The organism is Corynebacterium sp. MSK039 (assembly GCF_030232315.1).
In the GTDB taxonomy this organism is placed as follows: Bacteria; Actinomycetota; Actinomycetes; order Mycobacteriales; family Mycobacteriaceae; genus Corynebacterium.
On record NZ_JASPJL010000001.1, the window covers coordinates 15,626 to 31,465 of the forward strand.

The following is a 15,840-nucleotide window of genomic DNA, read 5'->3' on the forward strand; positions in this document are numbered from 1 at the left end:
CGGAAGCTACAACAGGTTCTAGCGGAGCACGAGCACCCAGATCGCGATGTGGTGCAGAAGCGCTGCCACGATGGTGGCGGCGTGGAAGACCTCGTGGAAGCCGAACCAACGAGGGGAGGGGTTCGGCCACTGCTTGGCGTAGATCACCGCGCCGAGCGAGTAGACCAGCCCGCCGAGCAGCATCAGCAGGCTCACGGCGACCCCGAGCTGCTGGTAGTAGCCCACCGCGCCGATAGCGGCCAGCCAGCCGAGCGTGAGGTAGGTGGCGGCGTCGAGCCACCGCGGGTGGTCGATCCACACCAGGTTCAGCACCACCGCGGCCAGCGCGGCGAGCCAGCAGACCGCCAGGATCCACAGTCCGCCGGTGTTGAACCAGGCCCAGCCGGTGAACCACCTCGCACCGAATGCGGCGACCGTCACCGGCCCATAGGTGCCGGCGATGAAGATCGCGATCATGGCGTGGTCGGCGCGTCGCCAGCTGTTGACTGCCGCCGCGGAGCGCCACGGGACCCGGTGGTAGAGGGCGCTCACGCTCAGCATGCCTGCCAGGCACAGCGCGTAGAGGGCGGTGGTCAGGGACATCCAGGAGAAGCCAAACTTCGCCAGGGCCACGATCGTGAGGGCGGTGCCCATCCCGCCGAAGTACCACGCGGCGGCGGTGTGTAACCGCCCGCGCATGTAGGGCCTGGGGCCGCGGTCGAAGACCGGGCGGGGACGTTTCTTCGTGAGTACCTGATTCTGCACGAAGATCAGTGTAGTCCCCTTTTGCTACTAAAACAGTCCGGTGATGGTGCCGTCCTCGGCGACATCGATCTGCTCGGCAGCTGGCCGCTTCGGCAGCCCCGGCATCGTCATCACCTGTCCGGTCAGCGCCACGACGAAGCCCGCGCCCAGGCGTGGGAGCAGTTCGCGGACGTGCAGCACGTGTCCTTCCGGCGCGCCCAGCTCCTCCGGGTCATCGGAGAAGCTGTACTGCGTCTTGGAGATGCACACGGGCAGTTTGTCCCAGCCGTGATCGGCGAGGAACTGCAGGTCCTTCTTGGCCTTGGTGGAAAACTCCACGCCACTAGCGCCGTAGATGCGGGTCGCGATGGTCTTGATGGACTCTGCCAGGCCCTTTGCCGGGTCGTAGAGCTGCTGGGAGCTGGCCTGCGGGGTCTCGCCGTTCTCGATGACTTCGAGTACCTGCTGGGCCAGCTCGGTGGCGCCGGCGCCACCCTCGGCCCAGACGGTGGACTCGGCCAGGCGCACGCCCAGCTTTTCAGCCCACTCGGCGACGTGTTCGCGCTCGACGTCGGTGTCGGAGGTGAAGAGGTTCAGCGCGACGACCGGGGTGGTGCCGAACTTCTCCATGTTCTTCACGTGGCGCTCGAGGTTCTTCAGTCCCTCGTCCAGGGCGGCCAGGTTTTCGCTGTTCAGGTCCTCCTTCGCGACGCCGCCGTTGTACTTCAGGGAGCGGATGGTCGCGACGACGACGGCCGCGTCCACGTCGATGCCGCCCTCGCGGGCCTTGATGTCGAAGAACTTCTCCGCGCCGAGGTCGGAGCCGAAGCCGGCTTCCGTGACGACAATGTCACCGAGACGGCGGGCGGTCTGGGTGGCGATGAGGCTGTTGCAGCCGTGCGCGATGTTGGCGAAGGGGCCACCGTGGATCAGCGCCGGGGTGCCGCCGAGGGTCTGCACGAGGTTCGGGTTCAGCGCGTCGCGCAGCAGGGCGGTGAGCGCGCCCTCGACCTGCAGGTCGCCTACGGTGACCGGCCCGCCACTATAAGTCTGGCCGATCACGATGTTGGCGAGCTTAGCCTTCAGATCAGCCAGGTCCGTGGCGAGGCAGAGGATCGCCATCATCTCGCTGGCAGCGGTGATGTCGAAGCCCGCTTCTCGCGGGGTGCCGTGGGCCGGACCACCGAGCCCGGTGACGATGGAACGGAGGCTGCGGTCGTTGACGTCCATGCAACGGCGCCAGGTGACCCGGCGCGGGTCGATGCCGAGTTCGTTGCCTTGCTGGATGTGGTTGTCGATGAGGGCAGCGAGGGTGTTGTTCGCGGCGGTGAGGGCGTGCATGTCGCCGGTGAGGTGGAGGTTGATGTCCTCCATCGGGACGATCTGCGCGTAGCCGCCGCCGGCCGCGCCACCCTTGATGCCCATGACTGGGCCCTGGGACGGTTCGCGGATCGCGACGATGGTGTTTTGCCCGGCGGTGCGCAGGGCGTCAGCCAGGCCGATAAGGGTGGTGGACTTGCCTTCGCCCGCGGGGGTGGGGGACATGGCTGTCACGAGCACGGTGCGGCCCAGGGGCTTGTTCCACACGTCGGTGGTGCGCAGGGCAGGGACGTCCACCTTGGCCTTAGTGGTGCCGTAGGGGATGAGTGCTTCGGCGGGGATTCCGGCACGCTCGGCGATGTCCGCGATGGGCTCGAGGGTGTGAGCCTGTGCGATTTCGACGTCGCTGGGCTGGGGCTTGGTGCTTGCACTGGAGTTAGTCATATTTCCAGAATAAGCAAGGAGCGCAGCGCGTGCCGACCGACTGCCTCATCTCCAGCGGTTTTCGGGACTACGGCGCCAGGATCCGGAGTACGACGACGGGCCGGGCCTGGAGTACGGCCGCCCCGTCATCTTCGATAACGGCGAGGTCATCGAGGGGATGCGCTACGCGAAGCGATCCTAGCCGGGCCGAGCATTACTGCAGCTGTGAGCGGCGTTGCTCCTGGTTCAGGAAGGTTCGCTCCGCCAGGGACTCGCCGGCGCCGTCCTGGAGGTGGACGACGACGTCCAGGCCGAGCTCCTCGAGGGCTTCGACGTCCTCCCGGTACATCGCCACCGAGCTGATGGTGCACTCCTCGGTGTCCACGTGGGAGGCGTGGATCTCCTTGACCGTGTCCACGTTTGCGTGCTGGGCGGGCATGGCGAGCATGATCATGTCGATCTGGTGGCTGTCCTTCACACGCTCCCAGAAGTCGATGTCCGTGGCGTCGCCCTCCACGACGTTGTAGCCGCGTTCCTGCAGGTGGCGTACCCGGGCGGGGTCGTGCTCCACGCCCAGGATCTTGGCCCCGTAGACCTCGCTGAGCTCGTTGTAACACGCAAGCCCGACGCGTCCGACGCCAAGCACTAGCGCGTGGGCGTCGCCTAGCTCGATGGGGCGGTCGTCCGGGTGGATCTTGTGTGGCGGGCGCACCGGCAGGCGCTTGGCCAGGTGGGTGGCCCGGGACACGCTCTGCGGGTTGAAGATCGCGGAGATGACGAAGCTGATGGAGACCGCAAGCACCAGGGAGAGCAGCCAGCGCTGGTTGAGCCAGCCATCCTGAACGCCAACGGCGGCGATGATGAGAGCGAACTCCGAGTAGTTGGCCAGCAGCAGTGCCGTGAGCACAGAGGTACGGTTGCGCAGCCCCAGGGACCACAGGATTGCCCAGTAGGCGACGGCCTGAAGGGGAAGCAGGAGGAGGAGCAGCGCGGCGTCGGCAACGTTCTGCCAATTCGGTAGCCCCATGAATCCGATATTGACGAAGAAGCCGACCAGCAGCAGCTCCTTGAGGGTGAACAGGGAGTGGCTGAGCTGCTCGGCGCCGGGGGAGCGGGAGAGAACCACGCCCATAATCAGTGCGCCGAGGCTGCCGGAAAGCCCGACCCACTCGAAAAGCGCGTAGCCGGGGATCAGTGCCATGGCAATGCCGAATAGCGCGCCGAGTTCGCCATGGCCGAGCTTGTACCAGCGGCGGGTGGTGAGCGCGAGCAGCGGGACAATCACGACGAGCAGCAGGGAGGCCAGGTGTGGCGGCTCGCCCCGCAGGATGCTCATGAAAGCCACCGCGAGGATGTCCTGCATAATCAACACGCCGATACAGATATTGCCGTAGAGGGCCTGCTCGTCGCCTCGATCCTGCAGGATCTTGATGACCACGATGGTGCTGGAAAAGCTCAAGACCAGCGCGACGTTCACCGCCACCTGGAAACTGGTGGGGCCGAACGCACCGAGCGCGCCGAGGGCGGTGATGAAGCCCGCGCCGATGAGCGTCATCACCAGCACGTGGGCACTGGCCGTGAGCCAGACTGCCTTATCTGTCAGCGCCTTTAGATCCAGGCGCAGGCCGATGGCAAAGAGCATGAGGGTTACGCCGATATCGGCGAAGAGGTCGAGGGACTCGACATGCTCCACACCCGCGGCATGGAGGGCGAAACCGGCGGCGAGGAAGCCGATCAGGGGCGGTAGCCGCACGGCCCAGGCGATGAGTCCACAGACGAAGACCACGCCAAGGTAAGTCAGCAATAGTTCCATGGACTGTAGTGTGCCTCACAGCCAGGTTTTTCGCGCTGTATGAAACGCATTATTCATAGGGGTGTGTGAAGAATTGGGGCAGAATGGCGGGGTAGGATTCTTCGCATGGGACTGGCACAGCGCATTAGGGATCTCCGCCGCAAGGCCGGGCTTTCCCAGTCGGAGCTCGCGGACAAGCTCGTGGTGGACCGCGAGGCCGTGCAAGGTTGGGAGTCTGGGGACAGCGCGCCCGATATCGAGGTCCTCACGAAGCTTGCTGCCCTGTTCGGGGTTAGCACCAGCGACCTCCTCGGCAAGGACGGAGCGGTACTGGGCGCAAGAACCAACCGCGTGGCCGTCGACGTCCAGTCCCTAGAGAAGTCTGGGGGCAGGCTGGCGAAGGGGACGAAGGCCCACACCGCGGTTCGTCAGGTCTTCCCGGACGCCGTGATCACACCACTGCTGCGGGAGAAGAAGAACACCAAGGGCGAATCGGCTGCCCAGTGGTTCACCGAGATTGTCTTCGACGGGGTGCCCAATTTCTTCTCTGAGGTGAAGAACTCCTTCAGCGGTGCTTCCTTCTACCTGGTTGAGGACGCCGGTCGTACGCTGCTCGTCCGTGTTACGAAGGACGCCGTGGAGAGTCGTAAGATCTTCGGGCAGCTGTCTCGAAGCAAGTTTGTCGTTGGCAGGAATTCGTTTATCAAGTTCGGCACACCGCTGAAGAACTAGCGGACTGGGCTGGCGGCAGCAGCTAACGGCAGCGCGTGCCCAAGCCGCCTGTGTTTCCCGCGCAGCGTGCTAGATCCAGCCGTTCGCCTTCGCCAGGTGGGCAGCCTCGAAGCGGTTCCCCGCGCCGGTCTTCGACATGATGCTGGAGATATGATTGCGCACCGTGCCCGGCGAAAGGTGCAGGGCCTTGGCGATGGCGGGAGAGCTCTTTCCCTGGAAGAGCTGCTGGCAGACCTGCGTTTCCCGGTCGCTGAGGGGATTATCGGGGGCCAGCAGACTATCCCGGGCCAGCGTCGGGTCGATGACGCGCAGCCCGGCGTGCACCCGGCGGATTGCCTCGGCTAGCTCCTCGGGAGGGGTGTCCTTCACGAGGAATCCGTCCACGCCCGCCTCCATCGCGCGCTTGACGTATCCCGCCTTGCCGAAGGTCGTGACGATCAGGCAGCGGCACGGGTGCCCAGCCAGCTCTTTGGCCACATCCAGGCCGTTGATCCCCGGCATCTCGATATCCAGGAGGGCCACGTCGACGGGGTGTTCCTGCACCAGGCGCACGGCCTCGGTTCCGGTGGCGCACTCCGCAACAACCTCAATGTCCGGTTCCGCGCTGAGCAGCGCGACCAGCGCCCCGCGCACCAGCGACTGGTCCTCGGCGAGCAGTACTCGAATCGGGTTCATCGGTTTTCCTCCTCGCACGTGGCGCTGTCGTCAATGATCTCGCGATCCGCACCCATCGCGATCAGCACGGTACTTAAGTCTCGTTCGCGGTGCACGATGAGCTGACCACCGGCCGCCTCGACGCGCTCGCGGAGCCCAGCCAGGCCGCCGTCGCCGTTGCGCGTCTCCTCGTCGCTGAAGCCGCAGCCGTCGTCGGTGACCTGCAGCTTGTCGCCGGCCACGGTGACCCAGCAGGTACTGGCCCCGGAGTGGCGGACCACGTTGGTCGTCAGCTCGCGCAGGCCCCAGGAAAAGATGGCCTCGTGGGCACCCGGGGTGGTGAGACGTTCGGGGAGGTGTGCGGTGATGCCTTTCGTCTCCAGCGCTCGGCGCGCGCCCTGGAGTTCGCCGGCGAAGGTGGGCGTGCGCATCTGAGTCACGGTCGAGCGGACCTCGGCAAGCGCCAGGCGGGAGAGCTCGCTGATTTCCTTGAGCTCCTGCTTGGCCTGTTCCGGGTTCTTCTCCATTGCCCGGCGCGCGACCTCGGATTTGAGGTTGATGACGGTCAGCGAGTGGCCCAGCAGGTCGTGGACGTCCGTGGCGATGTCCTCCCGCTGCTGGGCGAGATCGAGTTCGTGTTGGAGCTGGTGGCGGGACTCGTCGTACTGACTGAAAACGCCCACCGCGACGAGCATCAGGGGGATGAAGAACAGGATGAAGGTCGACCAACCGAGGTTCTCCGGGGCCAGGAGCCACACCGCGACCGCTCCGACCGCGCCCGTGGCGAGAACGATGGGCAGGGACCGCTTGAGGGGGATCGTGAAACCCAGCATCGCTGCCAGATAGGGGGCGAAGCTTATGGCACCCGTGTGGATCACCGGAACGCTGGTCAGCGCGATCGCGAGCAGCACCGCCCACCGGAGGAGAGCCTGCGGTAGCAGACCCCAGCTGCGCGGGGATGTGCCCATCGAGCCGAAGGCGTAGAAGTAGACGGCGCTGAAGGCCAGCACGCAGATCGTCATCCACGTTTTATCCCCGGCGTTGAACTCCTCGCCGGTGTAGACCTGGAGCAGAACCGGCACCAGGAACATCAGCCATATTGAGGCGAAGATCGCGTTGCTGAACTGGAAGCTCTCGAAGGTACGCATCAGCTTCGGTTCTTGTCTCGCTTGCCCATCATGAGGCAGCAGCCCACGAAGATCGCCGTCCATACCGCGATGCTAACCCAGGCGTGCCACATCGGTTCGGTGATCAGCCCGGTGCCAACCACTTGGGCGCCTTCGGCCAATGGCCAGCGCACCAGCATCATCGCCCCATACATCGGGGTGAATCTTCCGATATCCAGCAACGTCCCGCTCAGCGGCATGAACACATTGCCTGCGAAGGCGAGGATCACGATGGATCCGGTGGCCACGCCGACCGTGTTCTCCTTGGGGACCAGCAGCGTCCAGGCGAGGCCGTAGAAGCCGAAGGGGATGGCGCACAGCACGCACACGAGGAAGCTCAAGGCCCATTGCTCGGGTTGCATCTGCGCTCTCGTCAGCCCGCCGACGAGGAACACGGCCACGATCGGCAGTACCGCGCGCGCGGCGATGCTCACTGTGTTCGCGAAGGCCAGCTGCCAGGGGCGCAGCGGTGTCAGTGCCAGTTGGCGGCCCCACCCGCTGCGGTTGTCGGTGACGGCGGATCCTGCGGCGCCGACCGCGCCCACCACGCCGGCGTAGAAAGCCATCCCTAGCATGACGAATGCGGCGAGGTTGCCGCCGTTGATTTCCTGCTCGCCGTAGTCCTGCAGCGCTCCGAAGATGAGGTAGAAGAAGATCGGCAGCCCGATGCTGAAGAACAGGGTGGTCATATCCCGGCGCAGGCGGAGGAGTTCGTGGCCGGTGAATCTCAGGGTGGTGTTCATGGTTCTACGCCTCCTGGTTTTCTTTCGTCAGTGCGAGGAAGGTGTCCTCCAGGCTGTGGCTGCTGATGGCAAGGTTGCGGGCGTCGGTGTCGGTCAGCAGATAGCGGGCGAGCGCGTCGGAATCCTCGGTGGTCATGCTTAGGCGGTTGCCGCTGATGTCGCTGCTTTTCACCCCAGGAAGCCTGGTCAGGTCAGGGAGTTCGCCCGGGAATTCGGCGGTGACCACCCGGTCGGCACTCATGTTCCGCAGTTCCGCGGTGGTGCCGTCGGCGATGATCTCGCCTTTGTTCATGAGGACGATGCGCTGGGCGAAGTTTTCTGCTTCCGCCAGGTAGTGGGTGGCGAAGATGATCGTTTTTCCCTGCCGTGCCTGGTGGGTCATGGAGTCCCAGAAGCGGCGACGTGCGCCGGCGTCCATCCCTGCGGTCGGTTCGTCCAGGATGAGGATCTCCGGGTTGCCGAGGATGGCCAGCGCGAAGCGGAGGCGCTGTTGCTCACCGCCGGAGCATTTGCCCACGCGACGGGAGTAGATGGGCTCCAGGTTGGCCTGTGTGATGACGTCGTCGAGGGGCAGGTGCTCCGGGAAGGTCGCGGCGATCATCTCCACGGTGTCTTTGACCGTGAGCTCGTTGAGCAGGCCGCCGGTCTGCATCAGCGCGCCGATGTGCTGTGTGTAAACGGCCTGAGTGGGGGAGAGACCCATGACGGTGACTGTTCCGGAGGTTGGGGTGGTCAGCCCCAGGATGATGTCCAGTAGCGTGGTTTTACCTGCTCCGTTGGTGCCAAGGAGGGCGATGATTTCGCCCGGCTGGACAGTAAGGTTCGCGTTCTTCAGCGCGTGGACGGGGCGGCTGGAGCGTGGGTTGAAGGTTTTGCCGACTCCGGTGACTTCTATTGCGTGGGTGGTGTGTGTCGTGCTCATGGTTTTCACGCTAGAAATTCAGCGTGAGGAGCAGACATATGTTCTGTCACCACCTGTCCATGACTTTTGTCAGGGGGCCCGCAAACGCTAGGCGCTAGGCGGGTTTCTTGGTCTTTTTCTTTTTGGTTTCTGTTTCTCCGCCGTCGCCCTTGGGCAGGAAACGGCGTTGTCAATCGGGTTGCCGGGAACGTCGACGTGAGGTCGGGGTGCCTACCTGCGGTCTTGCTTGTCACAGGAAGTGAGGGCGGGGGACGAGGGGTGGCCTGTTCTTAAGTTGCAGGTGGGGGCGTTTCCGTGCCCCCGCTTAGGGGGTCGGTAGTTTTGCGGAAATAAGTGCACTTGAAATGAATTGTTAGCGTCAAGGTGCACCGATCAACCCCCGGGTGCGACACCTTCCACTAGTAAGGAGAACATCATGTTCGAGCTTATCTCTACCCTGTTTGACGTTCTTGTTGGCGCTATCAGCGGTGCTTTCCAGGCCATCGTTGCTGCCATCAAGGGCTAATATTGGACCGCCTTCGGGCGCGCCTGACCTTCTCCGAGCTTCGGCTTGGGGGAGGTCTTTTTGTGTTGCCGTGGCTTTATCTGTCGGCCCCGGGACGCCAGCAGCGGCGCTGTCAGTGCGCCGGGCTAGCTGTTGGCCCCGCGCCCTTCGGTGCGTCTCGCCAGGGGCGCTCGGCATTGTGTTCGAGTGCGCCTGGCCCGTGTCTGGCGGCATTGCTCGAATGGCAGCTGAGCGGTGAGAGCGTGTCTCGCAGACTTTTCGGAGCGCGCCGTTTACCGTGGACACATTGTGTTTTCTGGCCCAAGGAGGCATGCCCGGATGAGCACAGCGGAGCTGAACCAGTCCGCCGTTTGGAATACCGCAGATAAGTTCCTGCGGTCCATCGTCGAGCCCGAGGATTATGGGGATTACATCCTGCCCATGACGGTGCTCCGCCGTCTGGAGTGCATTCTCGAACCCACGAAGGACGAGGTTCTCGACCTGGTGGAGAGCCTCCAGGGGGAGGGGTACAGCGAGGAGATGATCGACTGGGAGGTCCGTGTTCGCTTTGGCCTGTCCTTCTACAACTCCTCCCGCCTGGACCTGACGCGTATCGCCCAGCTAGACGACCACGTCTACGAGGCGTTGATGGATTACGTCGGCGCGTTCTCGTCCTCCGTGCGCGATGTGTGGGATGCCTTCGACTTCGCGGTGAAGATGAAGACCCTCGATAACGCCTCGCGCCTGTGGCCGGTGGTGAAGCACTTCGCCACCATCGACATGAGCATGGAGGCGCTGCCGGACGCACAAATGGGCGACCTTTTCGAGCACGTCATGTACAAAGCCTTCGACACAAAGGGCAAGGCCGCGGGTGCGTTTTATACCCCGCGTGATGCGATCCGGCTGATGGTGGATATTCTTTTCGCTTCCGACGATGTCGGTCTGACCGCGGAGGGTGCTTCGCGCACCGTGTACGACCCGACGGCGGGCACCGGCGGCATGCTGCTCGTGGCAGCACGTGCCCTCAAGGAGCTCAACCCGGATATTGAGGTGGTGCTCGCGGGCCAGGAGCTCATGTCCACTGGTTATGCCATCGGTAAGGCTGATCTGCTGATCCAGGGTGGCGAGCCGGATGCCATCCGCCACGGGGATACCCTGCTCACTGACCTTTACGAGGGCGAGCAGTTCGAGTACATCCTCTCCAACCCGCCATTCGGCACGGACTGGGAGGTGCAGCAGCAGTCGGTGAAGGAGCAGGCGAAAGTGCCGGGCTCCCGGTTCAGCCACGGCTTGCCAAGTAAAGACGATGGCCAGATGCTTTTCCTGGCCCATGTCGCTTCGAAGCTCATGCCCGCAGGCCCCAATGGTGCAGGCGGTCGTGGTGCGGTGGTCTCCAATGGCTCGCCTCTGTTTACCGGAGCGCCGGAATCAGGGCCGGATAAGATCCGCGCCTGGCTGCTGGAAAATGACCTGGTGGATGCGATTATCCAGTTGCCCACCAATATGTTCTACGGCACTGGAATTTCCACCTATGTGTGGATCCTGGACACGAACAAGGAGGAGCACCGTAAGGGCTTCGTCCAGCTGATCGATGCTTCCGAGTGCTGGTCGGTGCCGGATAAGGGGTTGGGGGAGAAGCGCCGGGAGATGAAGGAGCCCGACCGTAAGCGCGTGCTCGAAGAGTACGCCGGGTTCGAGGACACCGAGATCTCGAAGGTGCTCACACCAGCGGACCTAGGTTTCCGCGACGTGAAGGTCACCAAGCAGAAGCGCCTGCGCGTGGCGGTCACCTCGGAGGCGGTGGCGCAGGTGCTGGAGCATAAATCTGCCGTGCCCGAGCACGCGGAGGTCCTTGCCGACGTGGCGGACGTGAAGTTCAATGACCTGCCGGAGGCACTGAAGGCTGCGGCCAAGAAGCGAGGTGTGAAGATGCTCGCCGGCGTGATTGACGAGGTGCTTGAAGCGGTCGGAGTACCGGACGAGAATGCTGAGCCCAGTTTCGATCGCAAGGGCAACCCAATCCTCGACCCGGCGTTCTCCATGACGGAGCGCATCCCGCTGACCGAGGACGTCGACGAGCACATGACCCGCGAGGTCCTCCCATTCGCGCCGGACGTCACCTGGGACGAGGAGGCCGCGAAGGTCGGCTACGAGATCCCTTTCAAGCGCGTGTTCTATCGCCCAGCTCCGGTCCGGTCACTGGAGGAAATTGACGCCGACGTCGCCGCGGTGATGGGGCGCCTGGCTGAAAAGTTCGCGGAGGTGCGGGAGTGAGCACAGTGACTACGCACCGCACGGCGCCGTTGTGGAAGTTCGCCGAGGTATCACCCCCAATGCCGGAGTTCAACGACCTCACCGAGTCCGACGAGGTGACGTTTATTCCCCTGGAGGACGTCTGGCCGACTAACAAAGCCGACGACTTTCGAACGGTTCCCTGGGAGAAGCGTTTAAACGGATACACCCCGTTTCGCCGGGGTGATCTCCTCCTGCCGAAAGTTACCCCGACGGTGACACACGGGCGCACCATGATTACGGACACCGCCACCGAGTTGGGGGTTGCCTCCACCGAGGTCTACACGGTCCGCGCACGTCCAGGGGCAGACTCTCGCTGGCTCGCGTACCTGCTTGTCGGAACGGAGTTTCTTGGACTCGCGGGGGCCTCCGTGCAGGGAACCGGTGGATTGAAGCGAATCAGTACGCAGTTTGTCGAGTCCTACCCGCTGCCGGACGCCTCGCCAGATGAACAGCGGGCCATCGCGGATTATCTCGACCGCGAGACTGCCGAAATCGATGCCATGAGCGCCGACCTGGACGAGATGGAAAAGCTGCTGACGGAGCGGCGTAGGACCGCAGTGACCGCGGCCTTCAACCAATTCTCTACCACCGCACCCCTCTGGAAATTCGCCAAGGTTTCGCCTTCCACACCGGGAATTTATGACCTGGACAAGGGAGAAGACGTGACGTTTATTCCGCTGGAGGACGTCTGGACAAATCAGAAACCAGGAGTTTTCAAGGTTGCTCCTTGGGAGGACAAACTTGCTTCATACACGCACTTCGAAAGCGGAGATGTCCTGCTCCCAAAGGTCACCCCGACAGTCACCCACGGCCGCGCGATGGTGGCAAACGTTACTACTGAGCTGGGTGTGGCAACCTCTGAGATATACACCCTGCGACCTAGTGAAAGAACGAACCCCGATTGGTTAGCGTTCTTCCTGACGTCGCAAACGTTCCTAGATGAGGCGGGCGTTTCCGTTTTAGGAACAGGGGGCTTAAAGCGAATAAGTACCCAGTTTGTCCAGTCCTTCCCTGTACCTGACATGAGTCGTTCGGAGCAAGACGGTCTGGTCAAGGACATTGACCGCGAGACCGCCGAGATCGACGCCATGCTCGCGGACATCACCGAGCTGCGTGACCTGCTCGCAGAGCGTCGCGCCGCCCTCATCGCCGCGGCCGTGACCGGACAAATCGATATCCCCACCGCCGAGGAGACCCCCCATGCCTAGCTCAGATATCACCCGCGAATACGCGCACGAGTCCGCCATCTGCAAAGCCCTCGCTGAGCGCGGCTGGACCTACGAGGAAGGCAAGAACGACCAGGGTTGGGATCGCCGCCTCGCGCTCTACCCAGCCGACGTGTTGGAGTGGCTCTCCACTCAATACCCGGAAGAGTACGCCAAGGCAGTGCCCGCGGACGCCCCGGAAGCCACCCGCGAGGTCGCACAGCGCAAACTGCTTGAATATGTCGCCGACCGGCTGGAAACCAAAACCCGGAAGGACCCACAATCCGGGCGTACCCTCGGCGGGCTGCTCGGCACACTGCGGGAGGGCTTCAAATACGCCCAGGTCGGGGCTCGTTCCGCTGCCTTCGGCCCGATGGTCGCCTTCCCGCCCGCGAACCCCCTGCTGGAGAAGGTTGCTGAACGCGCAGAGGAAAACATCCTGCGCGTGATCCGCCAGGTCCACTTCGATCCGAAAACCAACGAAACCATCGACCTCGTGCTCACCGTCAACGGCATCCCCGTGGTGACGATGGAGCTGAAGACGGACAACACCCAGTCCGTGGCGCACGCCCGCAAGCAGTACCGCGAGGACCGCGTGCCCAGCCCCAGCCGGCGCCTCCTGCAGCCAGGCCGGGCTCTGGTCCACTTTGCCGTCTCCAACGCCGAGGTTTACATGACCACTGCGTTGAAAGGCGCGGATACTTTCTTCCTGCCCTTCAACCGAGGTTTCAATGGCGGGGCCGGTAACCCACCCATCCCCGGCAAGTCCGAGACCTCCTACTTGTGGGAGGACGTGCTGGAACGCGACATGTTCCTCCGCATTTTGCGCGACTTCGCCGTCTGGGAACCGGACGCCACACCGAAGCGCGGCACCCCGGGAGGAAAACTGATCTTCCCGCGCTACCACCAGCTGCGCGCTGTCGAACGCGTCACCAGGGATGTCACCCGGCGCGGGGCCGGTGGCCGTTACCTGATCGAGCACTCCGCGGGTTCCGGGAAAACCAAAACCATCGCCTGGCTGGCCCACCGTCTGATCCGGCATGTGGCGGAGGATGGGCAGAAGACCTTCGATTCGGTCATCGTCGTCACTGACCGTACCGCGCTGGACACCAATGTTCGCCAGGATATGCAGATGATGGAAGCCTCCTTGGGCCTGGTGGTCTCCGTTGGCGAGAATGCTGGGGCGAAATCCCCGCAGCTGCGCCAGGCGATCGAAGAGGGCGACCACATCATCACCTGCACCCTCCAGACCTTCCCGCACGTGCTCAAGCTCCTCGAGGACGAACAAGACCTCGCGGGTCGGCGCTGGTGCGTGATCGCGGATGAGGCGCACTCCTCCCAGACCGGTTCCAGCGCTTCAGCGCTGCGTGAGCTGCTCACCGATGTGGAACTCGATGAGGGGGAGGAGTACACCGCCGACGATCTGCTGGAACTGCGGCAGGAGGCCATCGCCGTCGCCGAGAACATGACCTTCGTGGCGCTCACCGCCACCCCTAAGGGCAAGACCCTGCGCCTGTTCGGAACCGAAACCCCGGACGGCCACTTCGTCGCCTTCGATACCTACCCGATGGGGCAGGCCATCGAGGAGGGCTTCATCCTTGATGTGCTCGGCAACTATTCGACCTACCAGATGTGGGCCGAGGTCCGCGACGAGCTGGGGCGGACTGAGGAAGTCGATGAGTCCGCGGCCGTAACCGACATGGTGCGCTTCGTGCGCCTGCACCCAACCTCCATCGCGCAGAAGGTGGAGGTCGTCATTGAACACTTCCGCCGCAACGTCGCCCACCACCTGGGCGGGCAGGCCCGCGCGATGGTCGTGACTTCCTCCCGCAAGGCCGCGGTCCGCTGGTCGGAGGAGATGAACCACTACATCCAGTCCAAGGGCTACGACTTCCGCTCCCTGGTCGCCTTCTCCGATGCGGTGCGCGTGGATGAGGGCTCCGAACCGGTCACGGAGGTGCAGCTCAACGGCGTGCCGGACGTCGAGCGCGCCTTCAAGGACGATGAGCAGGGATACCGCGTCATCATCGTCGCCAACAAGTTCCAGACGGGCTTCAACGAGCCCCGGCTGTGCGCGATGTACGTCGATAAGCAGCTATCCGGTGTCACCACCGTTCAGACACTCTCGCGGCTTAACCGCATCCACGAGAACAAGCCCACCCCGATGGTGGTGGACTTCGTCAACGACCCGGAGATGATCGTCAAGGACTTCCAGCGCTACTACGCCGGAGCCTCCATCAACACAGACATCGACCCGAACGCGCTGCACACCCTCGGTGAGGAGCTCGACACCTCTGGGTTCTACACTCCCGAGGAGATGGAACAGGTCGCTCAGGCCTATATGGCTGGCTCCGACTCGGAGGCACTCCGCGGTGCGGCCGCACCGATCATCCGGCGCTGGCAGGTGCGACGCGATTCCGGCAAGGACGGGCGCGACGCGGCACGCGACTTCAAATCCAACGCAGAGAAATACCGCCACGCATATGAGTTCCTCTCCCAGATCGTCGCCTACGCCGACGCGGAGGTCTCGAAGCGGGCGATGCTTGCCGCCGTGCTGGAGCGCAACCTCCACCTCTCCGAATACGACGACGAGGACGAGGACTTCATCACCGGGCTCTCGCTGGCCGGAGTGGCGATCACCCAGAGCGACATTGAAGTCGACCGCTCGCTGAGCGATGGCGGGACCGAAGCGCTGAAGGTGCCTACCTTCGACGTCACCGTGGGTGGGGAAGGCACCCCTATGCGCGCCGCATTCTACGACGCGGTGGACAAGGTTAACGACATCTTCTCGATGGCCGGTGTGGACGTGAACTCCGATGAAACCTCGCAGATGATCGTCGCTGCCTGGGGCACACTCTCCGAGCAGCCCGAGGCGGTGAAACTGGGTCGGACGAACTCCAAGGAACAGCTCAAACGCTCCAAGAAGTTCCAGGGCGCGGCGACGCAGGCGATCTTCGACGGCATCGCGGAACGTAAGAAGCGCGATACCTTGCTCTCCAGTGACCGGGACGTGCTTAACGGTGTGATCAACGCCCTGGCCGACATCATGGCCGCGGCTAAGGAGATGGGTGAGCTGGACAAGTAGGGAAGTGGCCCCTGAGCTCAATGTCCGTGCCAAATTTGTGCCAAATCCGTGGCTGCATCCGTGACCATGTGAGCTTTGCCATGGGGCTTGGGGGCGCTGGTTGATCTGCCCGTTGCTTCGACCTGCGGAAACGACTGAAGCCCTGGCCTTGCAGCCAGGGCTTCTATCACGTGGTCGGACTGACAGGATTTGAACCTGCGACCCCTACACCCCCAGTGTAGTGCGCTACCAAACTGCGCCACAGCCCGTTACGCCCTGTAACAGTACAGCATGGCTCAGGGCGCGTACTAATCAGC

11 protein-coding genes and 1 tRNA gene are annotated in these 15,840 nt (G+C 63.6%); 4 read left to right on the forward strand and 8 right to left on the reverse strand.

Annotated features, from left to right (window positions below; all coding sequences use genetic code 11):
• Nucleotides 1-18: 18 nt before the first annotated feature.
• The 3 genes from trhA to QP997_RS00095 form a co-directional block, all read right to left on the reverse strand.
• Nucleotides 19-744 (reverse strand): PAQR family membrane homeostasis protein TrhA, encoded by a 726-nt coding sequence (gene trhA / locus QP997_RS00085; RefSeq protein WP_284845838.1) that lies wholly within the window; start codon nt 742-744, stop codon nt 19-21.
• Between the two features lie 27 nt (nt 745-771).
• Nucleotides 772-2,487 carry a formate--tetrahydrofolate ligase gene (locus QP997_RS00090; protein ID WP_284845839.1) on the reverse strand — a complete coding sequence of 572 codons (1,716 nt, stop codon included), beginning with the start codon at nt 2,485-2,487 and terminating at the stop codon, nt 772-774.
• 193 nt (nt 2,488-2,680) lie between these two features.
• Entirely contained in the window at nt 2,681-4,279 is a 1,599-nt protein-coding gene (locus tag QP997_RS00095) for a cation:proton antiporter domain-containing protein (RefSeq protein WP_284845840.1), read from the reverse strand.
• A gap of 105 nt (nt 4,280-4,384) precedes the next feature.
• Between QP997_RS00095 and QP997_RS00100 the strand changes: the two genes are divergently transcribed.
• Nucleotides 4,385-4,990, forward strand: a complete 606-nt coding sequence (locus QP997_RS00100) for a helix-turn-helix domain-containing protein (protein ID WP_284845841.1) — start codon at nt 4,385-4,387, stop codon at nt 4,988-4,990.
• A gap of 69 nt (nt 4,991-5,059) precedes the next feature.
• On the opposite strand, the gene QP997_RS00105 is transcribed toward QP997_RS00100, so the two are convergent.
• From QP997_RS00105 to QP997_RS00120, 4 genes are read right to left on the reverse strand one after another with little or no spacing between them, the layout of a single operon-like run.
• Nucleotides 5,060-5,665, reverse strand: coding sequence for a response regulator transcription factor (locus QP997_RS00105; RefSeq protein ID WP_284845842.1), 606 nt, complete (start codon nt 5,663-5,665; stop codon nt 5,060-5,062).
• The gene (locus QP997_RS00110; RefSeq protein ID WP_284845843.1) at nt 5,662-6,855 is read right to left on the reverse strand and encodes a sensor histidine kinase; all 1,194 of its coding nucleotides are present in this window, start codon (nt 6,853-6,855) and stop codon (nt 5,662-5,664) included. The genes QP997_RS00105 and QP997_RS00110 overlap by 4 nt, the downstream gene beginning before the upstream one ends.
• Nucleotides 6,792-7,553 carry an ABC transporter permease gene (locus tag QP997_RS00115; RefSeq protein ID WP_284845844.1) on the reverse strand — a complete coding sequence of 254 codons (762 nt, stop codon included), beginning with the start codon at nt 7,551-7,553 and terminating at the stop codon, nt 6,792-6,794. Before QP997_RS00115 ends, QP997_RS00110 begins: the two co-directional genes overlap by 64 nt.
• A 4-nt stretch (nt 7,554-7,557) precedes the next feature.
• The gene (locus tag QP997_RS00120) at nt 7,558-8,475 is read right to left on the reverse strand and encodes an ABC transporter ATP-binding protein (RefSeq protein ID WP_284845845.1); all 918 of its coding nucleotides are present in this window, start codon (nt 8,473-8,475) and stop codon (nt 7,558-7,560) included.
• Between the two features lie 823 nt (nt 8,476-9,298).
• Between QP997_RS00120 and QP997_RS00125 the strand changes: the two genes are divergently transcribed.
• The 3 genes from QP997_RS00125 to QP997_RS00135 are packed head-to-tail and all read left to right on the forward strand — an operon-like array spanning nt 9,299 to nt 15,544.
• Nucleotides 9,299-11,233 carry a type I restriction-modification system subunit M gene (locus QP997_RS00125; protein WP_284845846.1) on the forward strand — a complete coding sequence of 645 codons (1,935 nt, stop codon included), beginning with the start codon at nt 9,299-9,301 and terminating at the stop codon, nt 11,231-11,233.
• A gap of 59 nt (nt 11,234-11,292) precedes the next feature.
• Nucleotides 11,293-12,462, forward strand: coding sequence for a restriction endonuclease subunit S (locus QP997_RS00130; protein ID WP_284845847.1), 1,170 nt, complete (start codon nt 11,293-11,295; stop codon nt 12,460-12,462).
• Entirely contained in the window at nt 12,455-15,544 is a 3,090-nt protein-coding gene (locus tag QP997_RS00135) for a type I restriction endonuclease subunit R (RefSeq protein ID WP_284845848.1), read from the forward strand. The genes QP997_RS00130 and QP997_RS00135 overlap by 8 nt, the downstream gene beginning before the upstream one ends.
• A 171-nt stretch (nt 15,545-15,715) precedes the next feature.
• On the opposite strand, the gene QP997_RS00140 is transcribed toward QP997_RS00135, so the two are convergent.
• A tRNA-Pro gene (locus QP997_RS00140) sits at nt 15,716-15,792 on the reverse strand.
• Nucleotides 15,793-15,840 lie beyond the last annotated feature (48 nt).

Coding starts and splice junctions, on each gene's coding strand:
- QP997_RS00110 (WP_284845843.1), bottom strand. CDS start 6,855: ATGGACGGCGATCTTCGTGGGCTGCTGCCTCATGATGGGCAAGCGAGA.
- QP997_RS00120 (WP_284845845.1), bottom strand. CDS start 8,475: ATGAGCACGACACACACCACCCACGCAATAGAAGTCACCGGAGTCGGC.
- QP997_RS00095 (WP_284845840.1), bottom strand. CDS start 4,279: ATGGAACTATTGCTGACTTACCTTGGCGTGGTCTTCGTCTGTGGACTC.
- QP997_RS00125 (WP_284845846.1), top strand. CDS start 9,299: ATGAGCACAGCGGAGCTGAACCAGTCCGCCGTTTGGAATACCGCAGAT.
- QP997_RS00115 (WP_284845844.1), bottom strand. CDS start 7,553: ATGAACACCACCCTGAGATTCACCGGCCACGAACTCCTCCGCCTGCGC.
- QP997_RS00105 (WP_284845842.1), bottom strand. CDS start 5,665: ATGAACCCGATTCGAGTACTGCTCGCCGAGGACCAGTCGCTGGTGCGC.
- QP997_RS00100 (WP_284845841.1), top strand. CDS start 4,385: ATGGGACTGGCACAGCGCATTAGGGATCTCCGCCGCAAGGCCGGGCTT.
- QP997_RS00130 (WP_284845847.1), top strand. CDS start 11,293: ATGCCGGAGTTCAACGACCTCACCGAGTCCGACGAGGTGACGTTTATT.
- QP997_RS00090 (WP_284845839.1), bottom strand. CDS start 2,487: ATGACTAACTCCAGTGCAAGCACCAAGCCCCAGCCCAGCGACGTCGAA.
- QP997_RS00135 (WP_284845848.1), top strand. CDS start 12,455: ATGCCTAGCTCAGATATCACCCGCGAATACGCGCACGAGTCCGCCATC.